The 23354-nt window shown below is 35.4% G+C and carries 20 protein-coding genes; 13 read left to right on the forward strand and 7 right to left on the reverse strand.

Annotated features, from left to right (window positions below; all coding sequences use genetic code 11):
• Positions 1–92: 92 nt before the first annotated feature.
• Positions 93–2429 (reverse strand): UvrD-helicase domain-containing protein, encoded by a 2337-nt coding sequence (locus D017_RS14755; protein WP_035337679.1) that lies wholly within the window; start codon positions 2427–2429, stop codon positions 93–95.
• 81 nt (positions 2430–2510) lie between these two features.
• Here D017_RS14755 and D017_RS14760 point away from each other — a divergent pair, with 81 nt between their 5' ends.
• The 13 genes from D017_RS14760 to D017_RS14820 all read left to right on the forward strand — a co-directional run bounded on the left by D017_RS14760 (position 2511) and on the right by D017_RS14820 (position 17354).
• Positions 2511–3017 (forward strand): VOC family protein, encoded by a 507-nt coding sequence (locus tag D017_RS14760; RefSeq protein ID WP_225969313.1) that lies wholly within the window; start codon positions 2511–2513, stop codon positions 3015–3017.
• Positions 3018–3396: 379 nt separating this feature from the next.
• Entirely contained in the window at positions 3397–3549 is a 153-nt protein-coding gene (locus tag D017_RS15400) for a hypothetical protein (protein WP_160164981.1), read from the forward strand.
• Positions 3533–5227: a DUF262 domain-containing protein gene (locus tag D017_RS14770; protein ID WP_035337683.1), complete on the forward strand. Its 1695-nt coding sequence runs from the start codon at positions 3533–3535 to the stop codon at positions 5225–5227. Before D017_RS15400 ends, D017_RS14770 begins: the two co-directional genes overlap by 17 nt.
• A 92-nt stretch (positions 5228–5319) precedes the next feature.
• Positions 5320–6051 (forward strand): HNH endonuclease, encoded by a 732-nt coding sequence (locus D017_RS14775; protein WP_035337685.1) that lies wholly within the window; start codon positions 5320–5322, stop codon positions 6049–6051.
• Positions 6052–6122: 71 nt separating this feature from the next.
• Positions 6123–6470, forward strand: a complete 348-nt coding sequence (locus D017_RS14780; RefSeq protein ID WP_225969314.1) for a hypothetical protein — start codon at positions 6123–6125, stop codon at positions 6468–6470.
• 89 nt (positions 6471–6559) lie between these two features.
• Positions 6560–7438 (forward strand): hypothetical protein, encoded by an 879-nt coding sequence (locus D017_RS14785; protein WP_035337688.1) that lies wholly within the window; start codon positions 6560–6562, stop codon positions 7436–7438.
• A gap of 100 nt (positions 7439–7538) precedes the next feature.
• A complete protein-coding gene (locus D017_RS14790) occupies positions 7539–8513 on the forward strand; it encodes a hypothetical protein (RefSeq protein ID WP_152023912.1) in 975 nt (324 codons plus the stop codon).
• A 75-nt stretch (positions 8514–8588) separates the two neighbouring features.
• Entirely contained in the window at positions 8589–9536 is a 948-nt protein-coding gene (locus D017_RS14795; RefSeq protein WP_035337693.1) for a hypothetical protein, read from the forward strand.
• Positions 9537–9603: 67 nt separating this feature from the next.
• Positions 9604–10485, forward strand: a complete 882-nt coding sequence (locus D017_RS14800) for a hypothetical protein (RefSeq protein ID WP_035337694.1) — start codon at positions 9604–9606, stop codon at positions 10483–10485.
• A gap of 85 nt (positions 10486–10570) precedes the next feature.
• Positions 10571–11398: a M23 family metallopeptidase gene (locus D017_RS14805; RefSeq protein WP_152023913.1), complete on the forward strand. Its 828-nt coding sequence runs from the start codon at positions 10571–10573 to the stop codon at positions 11396–11398.
• Positions 11399–11487: 89 nt separating this feature from the next.
• On the forward strand, positions 11488–13149 hold the full coding sequence (locus D017_RS14810; protein ID WP_035337696.1) for a S41 family peptidase: 1662 nt from the start codon (positions 11488–11490) through the stop codon (positions 13147–13149).
• Positions 13150–13281: 132 nt separating this feature from the next.
• Positions 13282–15168, forward strand: coding sequence for a CocE/NonD family hydrolase (locus tag D017_RS14815; RefSeq protein ID WP_035337698.1), 1887 nt, complete (start codon positions 13282–13284; stop codon positions 15166–15168).
• Between the two features lie 356 nt (positions 15169–15524).
• The gene (locus D017_RS14820) at positions 15525–17354 is read left to right on the forward strand and encodes a PLP-dependent transferase (protein WP_035337701.1); all 1830 of its coding nucleotides are present in this window, start codon (positions 15525–15527) and stop codon (positions 17352–17354) included.
• Positions 17355–17438: 84 nt separating this feature from the next.
• Here D017_RS14820 and D017_RS14825 read toward each other — a convergent pair whose 3' ends face one another.
• From D017_RS14825 to D017_RS15405, 6 genes are all read right to left on the reverse strand, one after another.
• Complete coding sequence (locus D017_RS14825; protein ID WP_035337703.1) at positions 17439–17891, reverse strand: peroxiredoxin; 453 nt, start codon at positions 17889–17891, stop codon at positions 17439–17441.
• A gap of 2 nt (positions 17892–17893) precedes the next feature.
• Entirely contained in the window at positions 17894–18304 is a 411-nt protein-coding gene (locus D017_RS14830) for a 6-carboxytetrahydropterin synthase (RefSeq protein WP_035337704.1), read from the reverse strand.
• Positions 18301–18819, reverse strand: a complete 519-nt coding sequence (idi, locus tag D017_RS14835; RefSeq protein ID WP_035337707.1) for an isopentenyl-diphosphate Delta-isomerase — start codon at positions 18817–18819, stop codon at positions 18301–18303. The genes D017_RS14830 and idi overlap by 4 nt, the downstream gene beginning before the upstream one ends.
• A gap of 82 nt (positions 18820–18901) precedes the next feature.
• Positions 18902–20848, reverse strand: coding sequence for an OmpA family protein (locus tag D017_RS14840; RefSeq protein ID WP_035337709.1), 1947 nt, complete (start codon positions 20846–20848; stop codon positions 18902–18904).
• A 12-nt stretch (positions 20849–20860) separates the two neighbouring features.
• Complete coding sequence (locus D017_RS14845; RefSeq protein ID WP_035337712.1) at positions 20861–21805, reverse strand: type IX secretion system membrane protein PorP/SprF; 945 nt, start codon at positions 21803–21805, stop codon at positions 20861–20863.
• A gap of 209 nt (positions 21806–22014) precedes the next feature.
• A partial coding sequence (locus tag D017_RS15405; protein ID WP_035337715.1) for a gliding motility-associated C-terminal domain-containing protein occupies positions 22015–23354 on the reverse strand: 1340 nt, incomplete at its 5' end.

Raw genomic sequence — 23354 nt, forward strand, 5'->3', positions numbered from 1 at the left:
TAGCTTTCGCGAAAGCGTAGTTATCACCATAAAAAAAATGCTGACATCTTGTGGACGTCAGCATTTGTATTTTTTATCAGCTTGTACAAGTACTAGCTTACAATCTCAAGCTTAGCAAAACGTAGTAACAATTTTTTGAGACCGCCGCTTTCAAAATTAATTTCTGCTTTTTGATCTTGGCCTTTTCCTTCTAGTCCTACTACAATCCCTTTCCCAAAACGGATATGCTTTACCACCGTACCCGGTTCTAGCGCTCCCGCGAGTGAAGACACAGGCTCATTACCGCTAGTAGGCCTTATCTTGCGCAACTTGCGTAGCTGGTCTTGTGATGGGTTACCCACTCTAGGAGGCGTACCGCTCACGGGCTTCTTTAATCGTAATTTACTTTTATCTACCTCGCCAAATTCATCTATATCCATGAGTGACTTATAGCGGTTTCTCATCATAGGCGTCTGGTAGTCCAGATACTTATCATCTATTTCCTCTATAAAACGGCTAGGCTCTGCATCTACCAGTTTACCCCAGCGATATCTAGACTCTGTATAGGTAAGGTATGCCTGCTTCTCTGCTCTAGTAAGTGCCACATAAAACAAGCGGCGCTCCTCCTCTAGTTCACTACGTGTGCTCATACTCATACCAGAAGGAAAGAGATCTTCCTCCATACCCACGATGTATACAAATGGAAATTCAAGTCCCTTTGCCAGGTGGATGGTCATTAATGCAACGCGGTCATCATCACCCGTATCATTATCCATACTTGTGGCAAGTGCCACATCTTCTAGAAACTCTGCCAGCGATCCTGTGGTATCTGCCAGCTCCTTTTGCTCCTCTACAAAGTCGCGCATACCGTTGAGCAGCTCCTCTATATTTTCTATACGAGCAACACCTTCTGGAGTTCCATCCTTTTTAAGTTCTTGTAAAAGTCCTGTTTTCTTTGCCACCGTTTCTGCCACGGTAAAGGCATCACTTTGCTCATTAAGAATCTGGAAACTCTTAATCATCGTGACAAAATTCTTAAGCTTAGTCTGTGTACCGCGATTTATATTCATCGAGGGACCTAGCTGTTCAATTTTATCCATCACCTCAAACATAGAGCGGCCATAATGCTTTGCCGCCACCGTAAGCTTGTCTAAGGTAGTACCACCTATACCACGCGCTGGGTAGTTTACCACACGCTTGAGTGCCTCCTCATCTTTAGGATTAACAAGCACGCGCAGGTAGCCCAGCACATCCTTAATTTCCTTACGTTGATAGAAGGATAATCCTCCATAAATACGGTATGGGATATCTCGCTTGCGCAAGGCATCCTCCATCGCACGTGACTGTGCGTTTGTTCTATACAGTATCGCAAAGTCACCATTGTTGAGCTGGTGATTCATTCTATTTTCAAAAATAGAACTCGCCACATAGCGTCCCTCCTCACCATCTGTAGGAGAGCGGTGCACGATAATCTCACCACCATCTGGGTTTGCCGTCCAGACCGTTTTATCCAGTCTGGTTTTGTTTTTTTCTATCACACTGTTTGCCGCCTCCACAATCACTTTTGAAGAACGGTAGTTCTGCTCTAGGCGGTACATTGCTACATTCTCATAATCCTTCTGGAAGTTCAGAATGTTATTAATGTTTGCCCCACGGAAGGCGTAGATACTCTGAGAGTCATCTCCCACCACGCAGATATTCTGAAACTTATCAGACAGTGCCTTTACAATAAGGTACTGGCTATGGTTTGTATCTTGGTACTCATCTACCAGTATGTACTTAAAACGATTCTGGTATTTATTAAGCACCTCTGGAAAACGATTAAGCAACTCATTTGTGCGTAGTAGTAAATCATCAAAATCCATCGCTCCTGCTTTAAAACAGCGATCTACATACTCTGCATAAATCTCTCCCATACGCGGGCGTTTTGCCATCGCATCTGCCTCTACCAGCTCAGGATCATTTTGATACGCACGTACCGTAATCAAGCTGTTTTTAAAAGAAGAAATACGGTTTTGTATCTGTTTGTACTTATAGATATCCTTATCCAGCTGCATCTCCTTGATAATCGCGCTTATTAAACGCTGCGAGTCTTGGGTATCATAAATCGTAAAGTTAGACGGGTACCCCAGCTTATCTGCCTCAATACGCAAGATTTTGGCAAAAATGGAGTGAAAGGTTCCCATCCATAAATTCTTTGCCTCAGAGCTACCCACAATATCAGAGATACGCTTTTTCATCTCACGTGCCGCCTTATTTGTAAAGGTGAGTGATAAGATGTTAAAGGCGTCTACTCCCTGTGACATGAGGTAAGCAATACGTAAGGTAAGCACACGCGTTTTACCAGATCCCGCACCTGCAATTACAATTAATGCTCCGTCTTTATGTAGTGTGGGAGCGCGTTGGGCCTCGTTTAAGCCCTCAATATATACTTCTAATTTTGAATCCATAGCAGGGGTACAAAGTACGGATTGATCACAAGAATTAAAACCACAATCTATGATTTTATAGCTCTTTTGTAAACAATAACAATGGCTACGCTTTCGCGAAAATATGACACCTCGCACCTACCGCGTTCCATAATAACTATTGCTAGTGAGGAGCAGCGTATTTCATTAAAAATGAAGATATTTAGCTTCTTAAAACCAATCATCATGAGCACATTCTTTATAAATCATATTGCCATTTCTGTACAAGACGTAGCCGTCTCCATTGCTTTTTATCAAAAGGTATTTGGCTTTACCGAAATAGAAAATACCGCCTCTGTCTCCCCTACTCGCTGGCTCGCCCTAGGTGATGGCAAGCAGCTGCACCTCATCCCAAGACCTGGCGAAACCGTAATCACAAACAAAGCAGTACACCTCGCACTTGCCACCGCAGACCTTGCTTCCTTTATCACGCACCTTAAAAGCCTCAACATAGAGTATGCCGACTGGCGAGGAACACCCACTAAAGATTATGTGCGCAATGATGGGATACAGCAAGTGTACTTCCAAGATCCAGATGGTTACTGGATAGAAGTAAATGATGATGCCTAGCGTCTAGATTTATCATAGTGAAACTAACTATTTTACATTTTTTTGCCTTAAATGAGGAAATACGTAAAGAAGTGTGGATGGGAGGTTGTAGATTAGCTTTTTAGAAAGTGAATGAGTGATTTTGCTTTTTGAATATCAAGACATAGTAATTAATAACATAGATCATCTTGTTTCTGGTTTTTGCTGGGGATGGGTGAAGGAAATAATAAACTTGTTTGTATATGCAAGATGGCATTAATTAGAAACAAAAATTGAAAACATTAAGACATCCTTGGAAACAGGGGTAGACAATATGCTCTGCAATGGTTTTGTTCCAGTAGCTTTTTTAGTAACCTTAAGGTTCATATTGAACCAAATAACCTTTAAAAAAAATACGGATATGGAGCAAATTAAAAACAGAAACAATACAGTCAAAACGAAAATTATGAGTGGAATAAAATCTACGATTGAAACAGTTTGGGCTATTGGGACATCCGTTGCAGGCGCTATTGCGCTAACATCAAATAAAAAGATAAATGAACAACAGAACTGAAAATTTATTAAATGCAAATACTATATCATTTAGTGATATTATTTCTGGAGATAACACATATCAAGTGCCACTATTTCAAAGGGACTATTCTTGGAAAGAAGAAAACTGGGATGATTTATGGCTAGATATTAATAATGCTTTAAAAAGTAACACAAGGCATTACATGGGTTCTATTGTCTTAATTAAAAAGGAAAAGAAACAACTTGAAATTATTGACGGTCAACAAAGATTAACTAGTCTAAGTTTACTTGCATTAAGTTGTATTAGGATAATTGAAGAGCTAATTCTATCTAATGAAAATAAAAGCGATAATTTAGAAAGAAAAGACATATTAATGAGAAAATTTGTTGGGTTTAAATCTGCAAAATCATTAATGTTTTCACCTAAACTTAAATTAAACAAATTAAATAATCCAACATATTCATCATATTTAATTCAATTTCACAATGTCCCAAATAAAAGTAAATTAGCTAAATCTAATAAAGCTTTACTTGATGCTTATGAATATTTCTACAAAAAACTCAAGCAAGAAATTTTCAAAGATAACAACACAGACAACCTTATCGATTTTATAGAATTTGTGGGAGATAATCTACAATTTATTCAAATAACAGTAGTGGATGAATTAAATGCTTATCTAGTTTTTGAGACCTTAAATGACAGAGGAATCCCTTTAACTGTAACAGATTTATTTAAGAACTATCTTTTTTCGAAAGTTGAAGAAGGTGACCAAGAGCACATAAAGAATAAATGGGATAACATTTTAAGTTACGTAAGGCACAGAGATTTTTCTAATTTCCTTAGATATTATTGGATTTCAAGAAATAGATTAATAACCGAAAAAGAACTATTTAAAGCTATAAAGAGAACTGTATCAGACCAAAAAGATGTTATTGATATAATCACAAACTTAGAAGCACACGCAGAAGTATTTAATGCCTTATCAGACCCAAAAGATGATTTATGGAAAGGTAATCCAGAATTAATTTACCATTTAACTGAATTACAAATTTTTGGAATTAAACAACCTTTTCCTTTATTGCTATCTGCATATGAAAAATTTAACATCACTACTTTTACGAAAATTGTCAAAATTTGTTCTGTTGTAGCTTTCAGATATACCGTTATTTCCGGTTTAAAAACTAATATTTTGGAGCAAGTTTATAGTAGAGCAGCAAATAATATAATTAAAGAAAGCAGTACAAATGCATCACACGTTTTTAGTGATTTAGGACAACTGTATGTTTCAGACGAGATATTCACAAATCAATTTACATTAAAAACAATAAATACAAAATCTAAAAACAGACTAGCGAGATATATCATTTATTCTCTTGAAAACAAAAACTCTGATTTAAGCACATTTGATTTTGAACAAGATAATGGAACTCTGGAACATATTCTGCCCGAAAATCCAAGTGACGAATGGAATAGTAGTTTTGTGAAAGATACTCAAGTTGAATTTATTTACAGAATTGGAAATTTCACCATTTTAGAGAGTAAACTCAATAAAGAGTGTGAAAACAAATTGATAGAAGAAAAAAAAGAAAAATATCTTAAATCTAAATATTCATTAACTAAAGATTTTGATTATGAAATATGGAATCCAAATAAATTAAAACATAGACAATCAAAACTTGCTAAATTGGCGAAACAAATTTGGAGATTGAACTACTGAAAATATCTAATGCCAAAAAGGAACTGAGTTCAAAAACAAGCCTTTTTAAGCTACATTAAGTACATAACACTTTTACCTCTAAATTACATACAATGGCTTGGCCTCAAAAAGTGAAAGATAAAGTATTAGTTGCATGTGGAAGACATTGCTGTATCTGCCACAAATTTTGTGGTACTAAAATAGAATTACATCACATAAAACTTAAATCAGAAGGAGGTACAGAAACAGAAGATAATTGTATTCCATTATGTTTTGACTGCCATGCAGATCAAAAATCTTATGACTTTAAACATCCTAAAGGAACAAAGTACTCACCACGGGAATTAAATGATCACAGAGATAAATGGTATAACCTAGCACAACAAAGTTTAGGAACAGGAACAAGTGACCACTTAGAGCAAGACAAAGAAACTTTTAAAATTATATATGATTTAGTACCAGCAGACAAGACTATATATTTTCTAAAAACAAAAGATTTTAATTCAAGGAAATTTAGTCTAACACCTATCAAACCAATCTCTGAATTATTACTTAAAGTTCATAATGAAGCATGGATTGAATTTTATGACTCAGACCTTGAAGCTTTAAGATTGCGGCTGTTCACAGCTTTCGAAGAGTTTACAGATAAGATTCGTACGGATACTTATAATTTTCCAGACACTCAATATGATACTCAATGCGTTCCAAGAGAATGGATGGAACAGCAACCGGCACGATATCATGAAACAGTTGATTTTTTGAATAAAAAAGCAGATGAAATAGCAATTATCTATACAAATTTAGTTCGCTTAAGTAGGAAAAAATTGGGAGTGAAGACTGCTTGATAATAAATAATAAAATAAGTCTCTAAAAAAATCTAGAATCTATAGAATGGATTGACTAAAATTTATAAAAAATGAAAATAGATAACATAGTTGAAACCATTTCAGGATTTGGTGTTCCTGGTTTAATATTATTAATAACTATTAGTGTAAGTGGTTTAGCTGGAGGTGCTGCACTCACAGCATCTTTGGCTATTTTAGGAGGGCCATTTGGAATGTTAGGCGGCATTGGAGTTTTAGGAGTAATGATGCTTATTTCAAGAGCTATATCAAAATACGGGTTTGAAAAGATTTATTATTTAGTCTTGAAAGAGCTAATTGAGAAAGGAGAAACTAAAGAGTCAATTATAAATAGAATTAAAGGCTATCCAATATCAAAGGTTATGAAATTAAAACTCATTGATAAAATTTCAACTTCGTAAAAAAAATGGCAGATAACAAAAAACTGAATTAAAACAACCTTAAACAACATGGAAAAATCTGAATCAGGTGCGCCTATTTAAAAGAAACTATGAGAATAACTACCTCAATTATCTTCTTTATTATTTTGAGTTGCTCGAATAATAAAAATGACTTTAAAAAATATAATGCGCTAGAACAACAAGCAATGTTAAAGTTTAAGGACGAAGCGTATGAAGATGCGTTGTTAAACTTTGAAAAAGCTATTGCATTAAAACCAACAAAAAACGTTTCTATATATTTTTATGCAGCAGCTGCAGCCTTACACTTAAAAAGAAATCAGAGAGCCAAAGAATTACTTATTGAGTCCATACATAACACAAATGCCTCAGAACAATACTTCTTGAATTTTAATGAATTCAATAGGTTTAGAAATGAGACGTTGTTTACCGAAATTGAAAGTGATTATGACAATCATATTTCGAAATTCTATAATAATCTAGAGCATCCAGAGATCTATCGAGAAGTAGATAGTTTGGTAGCAGTAGACCAAGAATTCCGCAACAACAATAGCGATTGGAAAGAAATTTCCAGAATTGATTCATTAAATGTGAATCGATTAATTGAAATCACCAAAGATTATGGCTGGCAGCAGAAAGGTTGGCTAATCTTATGGCATCAACGTGGAACTTTCGGGAAAGATAATTACGTATGGAACTTTTTCAAACCCTATTTTGATGAGCAAATTGCCAAAGGAACTATTAAGAAAAGTTTTTGGACAATGTTTGAGGAGGAGCAATCATTGATGAAAAACAAGCAACAGATTTACGGTCTTTACACAAGTCAATTTGATCAGTTCCCGATAAGAGATATTAAAAATGTAGACAAAAGACGAATTGAAAATGGGTTACCTCCACTCTGGTATATGGAGAAAGTATATGGTATACAATTACCCTCTGAATATAAAGAGATAGCGCAAGTAAAAAATTGAAGTGAAGGAGTTAGGGTAGAGTTTTACCCTAATTGATAAATGAGTTTTTAATAGATGCGTTTTACTAACCGAAAAAAGGTTTTAGTTGTTTGTAGAAAATATGAAAGAAAATAAAATAGGTTTTAGGTTATCTAAGGTTAACTGGGTATTAGCTTTAATTGTAATTGGTATTTCGTCGTTTATTTTTTTAAAGAGAGATGGAGTAAATGGATTCAGTCTTGGTTTCCTTTCTGCTTCAATCGGACTGCGTGCACTAATACTTTTATTTTTTGCATTTATGGTTTATCTAATAAAAGGCAAAAAACCTTATGCGGGCACATATACTTTTAATGGTGTATTGATCTTTATGTGTCTCGGAATGATGACAGAAATTGGTAATATCAACCGAGAAAGATCTGAAGGTGTTGAAGCTCTAACAAATTCTATTTCTGACTATAAAGACAAAATAATTAATGAAGAAGACGGTTTATCTGCCTATCAAGAACATAGTGCCAACATCGATAATGGACTTTCCAAAATAATAGCAAATAGCACTGGGAATGACCAAAAAGTATATCAAAACTTACAAAAGTTTACCTACATCAATAATGCTGTAATGATAAATTGGCAAAAAGCATTTGACTCAGTTTCTGCCACTCGAATTTTAGATTATTCAGTTTTAAATAATCAAGCTGAGTTTGAATATCAAATTGATGTACTAGAACATTATAAAGAGCAGTCTAAATTGTACAGAGATCATTTTTATAAGAGAAAATCTATTATTGATGACCTCAACGACAACATTCCAAAAAGTAACTTGACACTTAAAGGTGTAATGAAAGGAATAAATAATAAAGACTCTATTCAAATACCCATTTTTAAGCCATTTATACAGTCTCACATTAATTATAGTGAGAATTTGATAGCTATGATTAACTTCCTTCAAAAAAACAATGAAAAATGGTCTTATAGTGATGATGAAATAATATTTGATAATACTGAACTTGAGAGAAAATTTAATGAAATTATAGACTTAATAATTGAAGATGAGGATCAAATCAATGAGCTAACAGATAGTTTAGTTGAAGTAATTTAAAACATATTTACCTCATCTTAGATACCAGATAGCCTCAACCTAAAATTTTCGCCGAAAGGCTAACAAACAATAACAATGCAACATTCATTAATAATCACCCTACTTCTATTATCCATTTCAAGTATTGTTGTTGGGCAAGAATTACCATCACAAAAAACGGAGCGTCACCTTCAAATTAAGGGAACGAATATTTTTATGATTCCTCCGGTATCATTTACAGCTTCAGATAATTTTAAAGGTTTTCAAGATCCACAAGATCCATCTTCCATGATTATAGCTTTTGAAATCCCAGGGCCTTACAGTGAAGTATCAAAAGGCTTTAATGCAGACATGCTAAAAACGCAAGGCATGGAAATGAAATCCAGAAAGGAAATTAAAGTAGGTAACTATAATGGAATATTTCTAGATGTAGAACAACCCGCAAACGGGGTGATTTTTTCAAAACACATTCTTATTTATGGTGACGAAAAATCTAGCACCTTACTAAATGGTGTGTATGTAAAGGACTCTCTTGAATTAGGTGAAAAAATAAAACAAAGTGTACTAAGCACCTTTGTGGACACTACGGTAGAAAACAACCCTAGAGAGGCACTTAATTACTCACTAAATGAAGATGTAGGATCTTTAAAATATGTAGCAGTCATAGGTAATGGAATGCTCTTTAATAGAGATCTAAAAACACCAACAGAAAGTATTGATAAAGCAAGCTTACTCACCGATAAATCTTTTGCAAAAGTAAATATCCCAGATAAAAAATTGTTTTGTATCTCGCGATTAAAAAAATATCCTGATGACTACTCCGTAATTCCAAGCAAAGGAATCAACAGTATAACAATAGACGGACTAGATGGTTTTGAGCTCTTTGCCACAAATAATGACAACAATCTCGAAGAGATGTATCAAGTGATCTTATTTGATGATAATGGAGGGTATTATTTATTTGTAGGAACCTACGTCCCTGGAAGCAATCAAGCAATATCAGATATAAAGAACGTTGTGCAAACTTTTGAAAGGAAGGAGTAGTTGATCTGATTTATATATCTAACTATAAAGAACCTAGTCTATTTTAGAAATATCTTATCGCCGATACATGTCAAAAACAACAGTTCGATTACTCTTAATTTTCATTGTTCAGTTCATTTTTATAAACTGTGCCTCAGCTCAAGATGCAAAGAAAAACTATCAGATTGAGATTGATAGTTCGCAATTAATTTTGAATAATTTTTTAAATATTGAAATATTTACAGAGTTTAACGATATTGAAATTGATTTGGAAACAAACGAATCCTTTGAATTCCGAGAAATTAAAATCGATTCAACAAGTCAAACAAGCAAAATTACTAAGACCTCGAATCATGAAAATTCAAATAGATTTATAAAAATCGCTCGCTTCGAAATCAAAAAAGCAGGTAGATTGAGCTTACCTTCAATCAAAATAATAACTCCTTCTAAAAACTTCAAAACAGAAATTCAAGAGTTAACTGTGATGACTATTGAAGATTATAAGAAAAGAACAAATAGTTTTCCATTTATAAATAATGAAGGGCATCCAGAAATTGAAAAAGGTATTTTAAGCGAATTCATAATGACCAATAATGACGGTATAAATAAGAAAGATACACTATCTGGATCCTTAAGAATTTATACACGCTTTTCAAATCAGATTGTAAATTATGGTGTAGAGCAATCAAACGATAAATTGGATATAATTCTTTTAGACAAAGAAGCGAGTGTTAATAGCGTTACTACAATTAACGGAAAAGAATATCAATCATTTGATATTCTTTTCCTCCAACTAATTCCACATACTGAAAGTAATAAGATTTCAAATAACCTTAATCTAAAATCACTCATTAAAATCCCTTTTAGAAAGCGAAGAGGATTATTTCATAATTTAACAGGCCCGCATTATGCTAACTATATCAACCTAGCAATAGTAACAGAGAAGATAATTGAGGTAAACAAACTTTAAAATGCGACTTTCCTAAAAAAGCCTTGTGGACCTAGGGCTCTGCAAATCAATATAAGGTTCGCATATAATTATTAAAAAATCAACATTGAAAAAACTTATCCTTTTACTGTCCATAATTTGCCTTGCAGCTTGCAATAGCCTAGACAATTTCCCTAAATTGGAGCACTCTGCTAAATTAAGCTTTAAAGATGCGTATGAAAATGACACCATATCTTTTCAATTAAAGAACCCTCTTATGTGTCCCATAAGCGTCAGGCTTGTTAAAGATGCTACGTATCCTGACCTAGCAACACTATTCGGGCATGTAACCTTGAGAAAACAGCAAGACACCATCATTAAGATTCATTATCCTGATGTAGAATCTACTGTAAAACCAAAATACAGCATTGAATATGGGGATTTACAGCGTAAAATCAATAAAAGTAGCATAGGATTACCATTTCCAAAGGGCAAACAATACAAAATCATACAAGGCTTTAACAACAGCTTTTCTCATAATAAAATCACGAGTAAGTATGCTATTGATTTCGATCTAAGCATAGGGGATACCATCGTAAGTGTAGATGATGGATATGTGGTAAGCTTGATTGAGAAATACAAAGATCATGGTACAAGCCAGCAATGGAGGGACAATGATAGAAGTAATTACCTAACCGTTTACCATCCTGACAGTGGTTTGTACTCTCAATATGTACACTTAAACTATGAAGGAGCAATCGTTGAGCTTAGTGATTATGTAGAAAAAGGTCAACCCATCGCGATTAGCGGAATGACGGGTTTTACCACCGTTGAGCACCTACATTTTAATGTTAAAATTCCATCTGCAACTAATGGCCTCATATCTACCGAGTATACATTTGACAATGCAGTAGATGCAAGTACATTAAAAAAAGGTGATGTAGTCAGAAATTAGAATGAATAGAAAAATGTCTACCCATTTACTTGATATGGTTTGAGTAATTACGCTTTCGCGAAAGCGTGCCTGTAACAATTAAAATCTTTATGAAATATATTTTAGTTCTCCTACTCTGCTTACATCTTACCAGTTCATTTAGTCAAATAGATGAACATGAAAAAGTGGAGCATTTTATTAAAATATGGGGTTTACTAAAATATTACCACCCAGATATAAGTAACGGCGCCTATAACGTCAATAAAGAATTTATTCAGGAATATCAAAAACTGCCCTCACTAGATACAAAGGAAGCTTTTAACAAGGAAATGATTGCTTGGATAGAAAGTTATGGCACCTCTGATTTTGACATAAAAGAGAACTTTGAACAAGAGCTTTTTGCCAAAAATCAGAATTTCAAGTGGATTCTTGAGTCTGGTTATAGCGCTCAGCTATCGCAACTACTAAGCGACTTAAAAAATAACGCCAACTATAAAAGTCATTATGCTGACATCAAAAAACTAAGCAGTTCTATTGATTTTAGTAATGACGGTGCCCTAGCAGATTTCGATTACACTAATGATGTACATAGGCTACTCTTTCTTGCTTCGTTCTGGAATACGATGAATTATTGGAATGTGAATTTACACCTAACAGATACACCGTGGGAACAAACTCTTAGCAAACTAATACCAGCTTTTAGCGCTGAAGGAAAGGAGAATTTTGAAAAAGCCAAGGAGCATTTATTTAGCAAGCTCAACGATTCGCATTCCAATTATCAATATAGCTATACGCTAGATTCATTAGACAAGTTTCCAAACTTTGGCGGGAGAATCATTAATGATTCCTTAGTGATTACATCTGTGTACAATACAAAGATATTTCAAGAGGACTCATTAACTAAAGGCGACGTAATTTATGCCGTGGATGGCGTTAAACTTGAAACCTATTACAACACTAAATTTTCTAATGTAATAAGTGCCTCAAACAAGAACCATCTAAGGCGCGCTATTGAAAAAACCTATTTACTGGCATCGGCTAAAGATTCGGTTCTTGTCAGTATTTTAAAAACAAATGGTCAGAACAAAGAGCAGTATATCCAACTAAGCCCTTTAGCATATCCCTACCAAAAGTATGAACGCTTAAAGCCTTCTGAAAGTGAGGATTGGAAAGAAATAAGTGATAAGATTGGATATATAAATCTAAATAAGATTGATAAAAACCAACTGAAAGAAGCTTTTCGCGATTTTGAGCATTTTAAAGGTGTCATCATAGATCTACGTAACTATCCGAGGAATATAAATATTGCAGATATCGCAAAGTATCTGTATCCAGAGAGAACATCATTTTTAAAAGCGTTAACCGCAGTAAAACCTGCTTATGGAAACTATGGAGCAAATGCGGCGACAAGTTTTATCATGGACCCATTTAAAGCGGGAAAGAAAAATAAGAACTACTTTAAAGGAAAAGTAGTATTGCTAGTAGATAGAACAACGGCAAGCATGGCAGAATGGATGGGAATGGCTATCCAAGCATCACCTAACTGTATTACCATAGGTGAGCAAACCTTTGGTGCGGTTATGAATAGAAATGAAGTACCACTCATGGACGGTACTAAAATTGATTTTACAGCAGTGGGTGCTTTCTATCCAAATGATGAAGGTGTGCAACGTAAAGGATTACGACTAGATCATGAGATAAAAGAGAGTGCGCTACACTATGACAGTGATCTATATATTAAGAAAGCAATAGCTTTAATTAGGGAGAAGTGACACCTTACCACCCTCAAAATTAAATACTTGTTACCACAAAAATTATCAGCCCCAATAAATTCATTGTATATTTAGAATCATATTTATTGCTTAACTGTTGTAATCCTCATTACAATCTAATATCCCTATACGATGAAGAAAATTACGTTTTTTCTATTTCTTGCGCTTGCGATGTCTATGATATCGAGCGACACTCTTTACGCACAAAACGATGTGCTCGCCGAACTTGAACAAATAGCTATTGTAGATCAAAAGGTCATGATGCCTATGCGTGATGGCATACGCCTCGCTACTGATATTTATAGACCAAAAACGAGTGGTAAGGTTCCTATTATATTCTCGCGAACTCCTTATAATTTTAATTCTTGGGGAGATGGGAAACAAAGAACAAGAACCGCCGAAAGAGCGCTAGAAGCTGTAAAAAGAGGATATGCTTACGTGGTTCAAAATGAAAGAGGAAGATACTACTCTGAAGGCGAATGGGATATACTAGGCGTACCGCTCACAGATGGGTATGATGCCTTTACATGGATGAAAAATCAATCTTGGTCTAATGGGAAAATTGGCACACTTGGCTGCTCCTCTACTGCAGAGTGGCAAATGGCGGTTGCAGCATTAGACCATCCTTCACATGCAGCTATGGTACCGCAAGGCTATGGAGCTGGCGTAGGGAGAATAGGCGATATTCAAGAGCAAGGAAATTGGTATCGCGGTGGTGTTGAGCAAATGCTCTTTTTCTCCTGGTTGTATGGTGTGGAACATGATAAATTTAAACCTCGTATTCCCGCAGGAGCGACACAAGAGGATTTAATTAGAATTTCACGATTTTATGATTTAGCACCAGAAAATCCGCCAGTGGATATGGCAGAGGCTTTGAAGCACTTACCTATTCAAGATATATTAAAAAACATCAACGGTAAGAACGAGATTTTTGACAAAATGATACGTCGTAAACCTAACGACAAAGCATGGTTTGAAGGAGGAATCTATCATGACAACAAAGATATTGGTGTCCCTAGTTTCTGGTTTGCCTCTTGGTATGATGTTTCTATCACTCCTAACCTAGCACTATTTAATCACGTTAGAAATAATACTAAGGATGCCACTGTAAGAGATAATCAATATCTCGTGATTGCTCCTACCCTACACTGTGCATACACAAGAGCAACCGAAAATACAATTGTGGGAGAGCGCAGCGTAGGTGATGCAACACTCAATTATGAAGAGCAGATTTATGGCTGGTTTGATTTATGGCTCAAGGGCGAAAAGAATGATTTTAAAGAAAAAACACCTAGGGTTCAATACTACACCATGGGAAGCAATAAGTGGCAAGCTGCCGAAACCTGGCCTCCTAAAAAAGCAAAACCTACCACCTATTATTTAAATAGTAATGGAAATGCTAATAGCCGTTTTGGAAACGGAAAGTTATCCACCAGCAAAGCTACTGCAGATAATGCAGACGGGTTTACATATGATCCAATGCAACCGGTTCCTTCTTATGGTGGTAATGTATGTTGTACAGGTAACGCAGTTCAAGGTGGCGCTTTTGATCAACAACAAATGGAAACTAGAAACGATATCTTAGTGTATACCACAGATCCGCTAGAAGAAGGCGTAGAAGTATCTGGTTTTATAAATAGCACCTTATACGTATCATCTGATGCAAAAGACACCGACTTTACTATCAAGCTGATTGATGTGTACCCTGACGGTACAGCTTACAATCTGGATGAAACGATACAGCGTGCAAGATACCGAGAAGGATATGACAAAGAGGTATTTATGAAAAAGGGCGAGGTGTACAAAATAGACCTCACACCAATGTCTACTAGTAACTATTTCAAAAAGGGACATCGTATTCGTGTAGAAATCTCAAGCAGTAACTTCCCACGTTTTGCTCGCAATCTAAATACAGGAGGAAATAATTATGATGAAAAAGAAGGTATTGTAGCGCATAATAAGATCCATCACTCTGCGGTACACGCATCATCTATCGAACTGCCGATAATCAAAAATTAGATAACAATCATCACTATAGGTTTTCAATGTATCATAGCTTGGCTATTTGCAAGCTGTGCCATTTCATTGTTAAACCTTCATTAAAAAATAATAATTCACAGTGCGAGTCTTTGCTATTGCAAGCGACTCGCATACTTTTGTAAAATCGTTTTATCTGCTCATACTTTACGTGAATTTTTAAGTAAATTAATGGTTTACATTACTTGTAATTAGCCACATTTACACTAATTGAAATAAGTACTATTTGAGAGTATTTACTGTTAGGAATAGCTGATAAAAGCGTCTAAAATTATCCTTTAAAAAATTAATATTCAAGGTGTCTTTATGTGATGAAGACACACTTTTAAAACTTATAAATGTTACACTACATCAAAGAAGTACTCGATAATATGCCCAACGACTGGATAGGCCTCACCACCCATCGATTGGATATTTATAATGAACAGCTTGCAAAATCTGAGTTTTTAGATGAATTTGAAGCTTTATACAATGAGAAAAATGCAACTACTGCTGCTCTAGCAAATCTTCCTACTGCTTATGATTACATAAGGTTAGGCCACCCACTTTCTAGTATTCTAGAATGGAGCGTTGCGAGATTACTAGACCTTGAAGCAGATAGTGTTATTAGCTTTGATTCTATAACCGTTCCAGTACTTGCCGTGCTGAGAAAGAATTTATTAGACGGTAAAAAGACACAAATCAACTATACGGGAAAGCTTCCTTCGATTTTTGATGCAGAAGCCTTGAGAAAAGTTTACGGATACCACTTTGAACTTAATCAAGTGGACGGCCCAGAAGATATTTCGGCTTTTGACGGGAGTACTGTTTATCTCTCGCAAGAGGACCAAATAAAGGCAGAACCTATAGCAAACAGCGTTGATTTTCACGTAAGTGTATATGAAAATATAGGTAGTCTACTCGTTATTAATGGTGAGAAGAACGTACACTATGTTTCAGATATCCAACATGTGCGCAGAAGGGAGACTATCGCCATGACACCTTCAAATTCTTTAGTAGCATTAAAATCCTTGGTAAACAATGCTTCTATAGATTACACAGCTGGTGATGTGGCAAAAGACAAAGCGCGTGTACATGAACTCATTAAAGAAGTAAATGGAACCGATACAGAGCCTCTAGTGGCTTCTAGCGGACTTTCTATACAATATGCTATCATGATGGGATTAGTAGACGATGCTATCAATAAACACCCTGGAAAGGCGATTAAATTTATTGTCCCTCCTAACTGTTATGGAGGTACAAATGATCAGGCTAGACGTGTTGCTGCTTGCCTTGATAATGTAGAAGTAGTAGATCTACCGGTAGATGGTGATAATGATATGGTGCAAAGCGTAGATACTGTGCTTACCAAAATAGCTGCAGAGGACGCAGTACCCTATATTATTGCAGAAATACCGACGAACCCAAGAGTAGAAGTTCCAGATCTCTTACAACTAAAAGAGGCGCTTAGTAAAAAACGCACTACCCCTACTGGAGCAACGGCAATAGACCCTGTTTTTATTCTTGACCAAACGTTTTGCCCTAATGTTCATTTCTTAGGAGAAGATAAGATACTATCTACCGTGCGCACTATTTCCTATGCCAGCGGATCAAAATTTCCAAGTGGTGGTAAATGTACTGCAGGCTATTGCGTGGTAAACAATAAAGCAGAAGACCTCATTAAGAGCATCTCTTTTCACCTTGAGCTTTGTGATAACGAGGCGACAGATTTACAATATGAGATTCTAGCCGCACAATTACCTTCTATGAACGAGCGCATAGCCGCAGCTTATGTAAATACGCGTGAGTTTGTGACCTTTATAGAAAAAGAACTTCCTGATGCAAAAATTAATTTTGTATCAGAAGAGCTAGCAGCACAAGGATTTACTCCTTCTGTATTTTCTCTGGACTTACCAACTAAAGGAACCAATGATATAGAAAGAGAGCAATATAAAAGAGCTCTTAATCTTAAACTCATTAACTTAATGATTACAGAGATTCCTAATGAAAGTAAGTTTTGTGTAAGCTACGGCCAGCTCAAAGGCTGTTACTGGACAATTCCAGCGACATCCACACAAGGAACTACAAAGGAAGGTGATAAAGATTACATCGTGAGAGCTTCTCTCTCGCCAGATTTAGATCTCGATCTACATAAAAAGGTATTTTTAGATTTTGTAAAATCTATATAACATAAAAAGGGAGATGCTAAGCATCTCCCTTTTATATTTGTGGTGGTATAAAATAATTACGCTTTCGCGAAAACGTTATTTACATTACAATCCTTTAATAACTGCAAGCGCTTTAGGTATATGCTTTGCAGCCATCATACTGTTGAAACGCATCTTTATAATTCCGCTTGCGTCTATTACGAAAGTTTCTCTACCAGGCAACAGTCCTAATAGTTCATTCTTAACACCATATTTTTTACGCACCTTATTACTGGCGTCTGAAAGCGTGTCAAATGGCAAATTATGTTTTGCTCTAAAGCGTTTATGGCTCTCTACACTATCTGCACTTATACCGAATACTTTTGCTCCTGCATCTGTAAAATCTTGGTATTGATCTCTAAAGCTACAAGCCTGAGCAGTACATCCAGGTGTAAAATTTTTAGGGTAGAAATAAATGACCATAGGTACCTTCCCTATCAATTCGTCTACTACAACTGCCTCGTTATCTTGATTTTTTAGTGTAAAACCAGGTGCTCTATCTCCTAATTTTAATGCCATACTTATTCGCCTTTATAAGTTACAAAGTTACGCGGTGTCTCATATAATGTGACTTCTAAATCAAAATTATCTTCTAGAACAGCTTTTATACGATTATGAATAACAACAGCTATATTTTCTGCAGTAGGATTGAGCTTTTTAAATTCTGGAACTTCGAGATTGAGATTTTTGTGATCTAAGTAATCCTCTACCTCTGCTTTAATAATATCTTTTAGAATTTTTAAGTCAATGAGAAATCCCGTTTCAGTGTCTATTTCTCCACTTACACTAACGGTGAGATCATAATTATGACCGTGGAAATTGGGATTACTACATTTCCCAAATATTTGCATATTTTTTGCGTCGTCCCAGTCTTCTCTATATAATCTATGAGCAGCATTAAAATGCGCCTTTCTATGTGCTGTTATTCTCATCTCTTAATGTGGGTATAGAATTTATCAAATATGATTTTAAACCACTCCGTATATAGTTCTGGATGATTTGCGATATCAGTTTTCACATCTTCTAGATCCATCCATTTCCAAGCCGCTACTTCATCTTCATTGATGACTGGCGATTGCTCAGAGTGACCTATAAGAATATGATCTAGTTCATGCTCTGTAAGGCCATTGTCAAATGGAGCTTTGTAAATAAAAGAGATGGTCTCTTCTAATGGGACCGAAAATCCCATTTCCTCTTGTAAACGTCGCATACCAGCATCCACATTGCTTTCACCTTCACGTTGATGACTACAACAGGTATTTGTCCAAAGACCAGGGCTGTGGTATTTATGTAATGCTCGTTGTTGTAACATAAGTTCGTTCTTATTGTTAAAAACAAACACTGAAAAAGCTCTATGTAATACAGCCTTTTCATGAGCTTCCATTTTGGGCATAAGCCCTATTTGATTGTCATTTTCATCCACAAGGATGACTAATTCTTCTTTCATAAGCATTGTAAAAATACAAATAACTCATAAAAAAAGCGCCTCAATTGAGGCGCTCTTATTATTAATATATGAGATTCTAGTACTAATTGCTTACTACTATAAATTCACTACGTCTATTTAATTGATGTTGCTCTTTGCTACAACGTACACCATTACCACAGTCGTTAACAAGTTGTGTCTCTCCATAACCTTTTCCAGTTAATCTAGAGGCACTTATTCCCTTTGAAATAAGCCAATCTCTAGTTGAAATATTTCTATTTTGTGATAGGTTGAGGTTATATGCATCTCTACCTCTACTATCTGTATGAGATCTTACGTCTATACGTACAGAAGGATATGTTTCCATGTAAACTAACACCTTTGCAAGTTCAACCTCTGCGTCAGGACGTATGTCGTACTTATCAAAGTTAAAGTAGATAGGATTAAGGTCTAATATTTTTGCAATGTCATCACCTGGAACTACAGGCTTTAATGTTTTCTCTAGTTGTAATATCTCTTCTAATTCAGATGAAACATTAGGCGTTGTAACCATTTTTTCAGAAGTATTGTATCCTTCCTTCTCTGCGCGAATAAGGAAAATTTTATCACAATCAGGAATAAAAGCAAAAGCTGCCGATGCTCCAGTCACTACAGATTTAAAAAGATTATTATTTGTATCATATAAACTTACTGTGGCACCTTCAAGATATGCTCCTGTATTTTTATCAGTTACAACACCAGATAACAAAATATCACAAGGAATAGAAGGTTTGTTTATTTGCTTAAGCATATAAATATCATCATCAATACCTCTATTACCACGGTTAGATGACAGGAAACCTACATTTGCTTCATTATTAATTACAAATGCAAAGTCATCTTTTGAAGTATTTGCTGGCTCTCCTAAGTTCAAGATTTCTGCAGTTTCACCGTTTTTTCCTAAAGCAGTAACAAACAGATCTAAACCTCCTAAACCTGGATGACCATCTGAGGCAAAGTAAATATCATTTTCTGAGCTAATGAATGGAAATGATTCTCTACCTTCAGTGTTGATGTCACTTCCTAAGTTCACAGGAGTTCCATAAGTATCATCTTCATTGATTGACACATACCATAAATCAGAAAGTCCAAAACTACCAGGCATATCTGATGAAAAATATAAACGCTTACCATCAACGCTTAATGCTGGATGTGCCACTGTGTATTCATCACTATTAAATGGAAGCTCTTGAGAATCTGTCCATTTACCTTTTACTAGTGATGCCTTGTACAGTTTTAATTTATTTGTTCCGTCGTTATCTTCTCTATACTTCCCATTGTTATAATTATTGCGGGTAAAGTACACAGTTTTACCATCTTCTGTAAATACAGGAGTACTTTCATGGTATTGTGTATTTAAATAAGCACTAAATTTCTCCACATACCTATTACCAGCGTCTTGATCTACTTTATTTAAACTTACTTGATATAAGTTTAAAAAAGGCTGACCGTTCCACTTATGAATACGCTTTGTAAAAGATCCAGTATCCCTATTTGAGGCAAAAATAAGTTTATCCTTATATAGCATAGGGCCAAAATCAGAATAACCAGAGTTAATTGTCGTTATTGCAACATCATAAGAACCTTTTTGATAATCGATTTCCCTAAGGTAATCCGGAGTTTCTTTGAATAGCACTGCTCTTTTATCATCTTCTTTTATATCAAAAAATCTAGACATCATTCTATCCGACAATGCGTAATCTTTTGTAGCTCTTAATGAAAGTGCGTATCTAAAGTATGCTTCTGCTTCTGCTACTTCTGGAAATTCTTTAATTAGTTTACCAAAATATACAGCAGCTTTATCATAACGTGCATTAAGATAATAAGAATCACCTAATCTTTTAAATAAGTCTGCAGACTCGTAACCTTTATCTGCGACTTTTTGGTAAATTTTTTGAGCATCAACAAAATCATACTGATTAAAATTTTTTGTTCCTCTCTCTATTTTTCCTTCTTGAGCATTTCCTACAATGGTAGTTAATAAAAGGAGTGCAATAGTAATATATTTCATAGTAGACTTTTATTAAAAGAATCTTGGGGTTAACATTCTGTCATACTCGTTGAAAAGTTCAAAACGTAAAAACACTTCAAAACTTCCGTCATTATAGACTGTATTTCCTAAATCAGTACTTTCTCGGTCATAAGCAAGACCTATAAGCATACTATCTGAAACTTGGAAACCTACAAGTCCGCTCAAAGCAGCACTCCATCTATAAGCCGCTCCTAAATGTAATTTTTCCATTACTAAAAAGTTTGCGGTAATATCAACTTGCAACGGTGCCCCAGACACAAGTTTAACTAAAGTACTAGGCTTAAACTTAAGCTGGTCATTAATATCAAACGTATATCCCATGATACCGTAATAATTGATACGCTCTTCAGCCACAAAACTAGCTGAGTTACTATTATTACTTTCATCGAAATGTTCTGTCTGAATAAGGTTTGGTGCGCTTAATCCAGCATAAAATCTATCCGTATGGTAGTAAAGTCCTGCACCTATAATTGGCGAGATTTTATTATCTATACTTTGAGAAAAACGAGGGTCAGAAACATCAAAAAGTGTAAGCTTTGAAAAATCAACATCAAGAACGTGTCCTCCTGCTTTTAAACCGAAACTTAGTCTGCCACTATTCGATGTGTTTATCGTATAACTAAAGTCTGCTCCTATGTAAGTTTCTTGTGCTGGTCCTAGTGCGTCATTCACGATTGATAAACCTAGTCCAACTTTACCTTCACCTATTGGAGAATGTATACTTAAACTTTGTGTACGTGGAGCCCCTTCAAGGCCTACCCATTGACTTCTGTGTAATCCTACTATACTGGTAACTCCTCTGTTACCTGCATAAGCCGGATTTATAGCTACAGTATTATACATGTATTGTGTATACTGAGGGTCTTGTTGGGCACTTACTTCTGTAAGACTCAAACCCGTAATAATTAATAGGACTATAAGATGTAGTTGTTTCATTCTAACTTTATTTGTTGCACCTATAATAAGTGACTTTTTGGTAAAAATAGCTCAATTTGAATAATTAATAATTTAAAAGATGTTTCACGCTACCTTAGTGTACTTCATCTAGAAATTTGATTATTTTATCCTAATCTCATTAAAATTTCAAAAAGTCAAATATTATTTATGATAGTTGTTATGACGCTTTCGCGAAAGCGTGATTTATATTAACGATTAATGTATAAATATCCACTCTTTCTCTTCAGACCGTCTGGTGTCTGATAAGTAATAAGATAATAATACGTTCCAGCTGGTAATCCATCATCTGTTCCAATAGTAGCTCTACCTTCAGAGATACCTTTAAAACCAGTACTTGGATCATTTGTATAGCCATCTTGTTCAAAAACTTGAACTCCCCATCTATTAAATATCTGAACGTTGTTATCCGGGAAGGCATCTATTCCTTCAATAATGAAGAAGTCATTCACTCCATCACCATCTGGTGAGATCCCATTGAACACTTCAACATCAAATATATTAAGAACACCTTCAAAATTAGTGAGTGTTGGATCATCCGGGTTACCATCCATATTAGGATCAACATTTTCATCGTTGTTAGGGTCATCAGATAAATCTGTTACACTTTCACCGTTTGAGTTTGTTGCATCTACGATAGCTTGATTTAGTACAAATCCATTTGCTATATCAAAAGGAGTTACAATGTAAGTTGCTGTAAATGTTGTGCTGTCTGACTCTCCTGGTAATAGTGATATAGGTCCTCCATCAACTGTTACTAATGGGTCAGTTATCATAATGTTATCCAGTGGAAGTGACCCTGTATTCGTCACAGTAAATGTGTACTGAATTACTTCTCCATCTTGAATTAAGCCATCACCATCAATATCGAGAGTTGTTCCTACTTTCTCTAAAGCTATTGAACTTTCGATTGGAAGATTAGTAACTGTTTCATCATCTTCGACACTGTTATTATCGTCTGAAATATCAACAACATCATTACCATCAGGATCTTGCCCTGTTGCAATGGCTTGATTAGTTACAAAACCTTCATCTATATCACTTTGAACAATAGTATAAACAGCTACAAATGTAGTGCTATCTGTTTCACCTGGCTCTAAATCGATAGGTCCGCCAGATACAATCACTAATGGATCTTCAATAATAATGTTTGTCACCGTTACGTTTCCAGTGTTTGTTACTGTGAAGTTATATGTAATGGTTTCGCCTACTTGTGCAAATCCGTCACCATCTACATCATTAAATACAGCTGTTTTGATCAAACTTATGCTAGCTCCTTGCGGTAAGTCTGTTACAGTAATGTCATCTTCAAGGTTACTATCATCATCAGAAGTATCTGTTACAGTATCACCATCAGGATTCTGTCCCGTAGCAAGTGCTTGGTTTGTTACTCCACCTGCATCCACATCTGCTTGTGTAATTGTATAAACAGCGCTGAACGTATCCGTGTCAACATCTCCAACTGCTAAATCAATAGGTCCACCAGTTACAGTTACCATTGGATCTGTAATCACAATATTTGTGATTGTTA

It is taken from the genome of Dokdonia sp. PRO95, from assembly GCF_000355805.1.
Classification (GTDB): domain Bacteria; phylum Bacteroidota; class Bacteroidia; order Flavobacteriales; family Flavobacteriaceae; genus Dokdonia.

Excerpts from the sequence above, each read along its gene's own strand:
- idi (WP_035337707.1), bottom strand. The coding sequence starts at position 18,819 with ATGAAAGAAGAATTAGTCATCCTTGTGGATGAAAATGACAATCAAATA.
- D017_RS14810 (WP_035337696.1), top strand. The coding sequence starts at position 11,488 with ATGAAATATATTTTAGTTCTCCTACTCTGCTTACATCTTACCAGTTCA.
- D017_RS14770 (WP_035337683.1), top strand. The coding sequence starts at position 3,533 with ATGAACAACAGAACTGAAAATTTATTAAATGCAAATACTATATCATTT.
- D017_RS15400 (WP_160164981.1), top strand. The coding sequence starts at position 3,397 with ATGGAGCAAATTAAAAACAGAAACAATACAGTCAAAACGAAAATTATG.
- D017_RS14840 (WP_035337709.1), bottom strand. The coding sequence starts at position 20,848 with ATGAAATATATTACTATTGCACTCCTTTTATTAACTACCATTGTAGGA.
- D017_RS14755 (WP_035337679.1), bottom strand. The coding sequence starts at position 2,429 with ATGGATTCAAAATTAGAAGTATATATTGAGGGCTTAAACGAGGCCCAA.
- D017_RS14795 (WP_035337693.1), top strand. The coding sequence starts at position 8,589 with ATGCAACATTCATTAATAATCACCCTACTTCTATTATCCATTTCAAGT.
- D017_RS14820 (WP_035337701.1), top strand. The coding sequence starts at position 15,525 with ATGTTACACTACATCAAAGAAGTACTCGATAATATGCCCAACGACTGG.
- D017_RS14830 (WP_035337704.1), bottom strand. The coding sequence starts at position 18,304 with ATGAGAATAACAGCACATAGAAAGGCGCATTTTAATGCTGCTCATAGA.
- D017_RS14780 (WP_225969314.1), top strand. The coding sequence starts at position 6,123 with ATGAAAATAGATAACATAGTTGAAACCATTTCAGGATTTGGTGTTCCT.
- D017_RS14815 (WP_035337698.1), top strand. The coding sequence starts at position 13,282 with ATGAAGAAAATTACGTTTTTTCTATTTCTTGCGCTTGCGATGTCTATG.
- D017_RS14760 (WP_225969313.1), top strand. The coding sequence starts at position 2,511 with ATGGCTACGCTTTCGCGAAAATATGACACCTCGCACCTACCGCGTTCC.
- D017_RS14825 (WP_035337703.1), bottom strand. The coding sequence starts at position 17,891 with ATGGCATTAAAATTAGGAGATAGAGCACCTGGTTTTACACTAAAAAAT.
- D017_RS14785 (WP_035337688.1), top strand. The coding sequence starts at position 6,560 with ATGAGAATAACTACCTCAATTATCTTCTTTATTATTTTGAGTTGCTCG.
- D017_RS14775 (WP_035337685.1), top strand. The coding sequence starts at position 5,320 with ATGGCTTGGCCTCAAAAAGTGAAAGATAAAGTATTAGTTGCATGTGGA.
- D017_RS14790 (WP_152023912.1), top strand. The coding sequence starts at position 7,539 with ATGAAAGAAAATAAAATAGGTTTTAGGTTATCTAAGGTTAACTGGGTA.
- D017_RS14800 (WP_035337694.1), top strand. The coding sequence starts at position 9,604 with ATGTCAAAAACAACAGTTCGATTACTCTTAATTTTCATTGTTCAGTTC.
- D017_RS14845 (WP_035337712.1), bottom strand. The coding sequence starts at position 21,805 with ATGAAACAACTACATCTTATAGTCCTATTAATTATTACGGGTTTGAGT.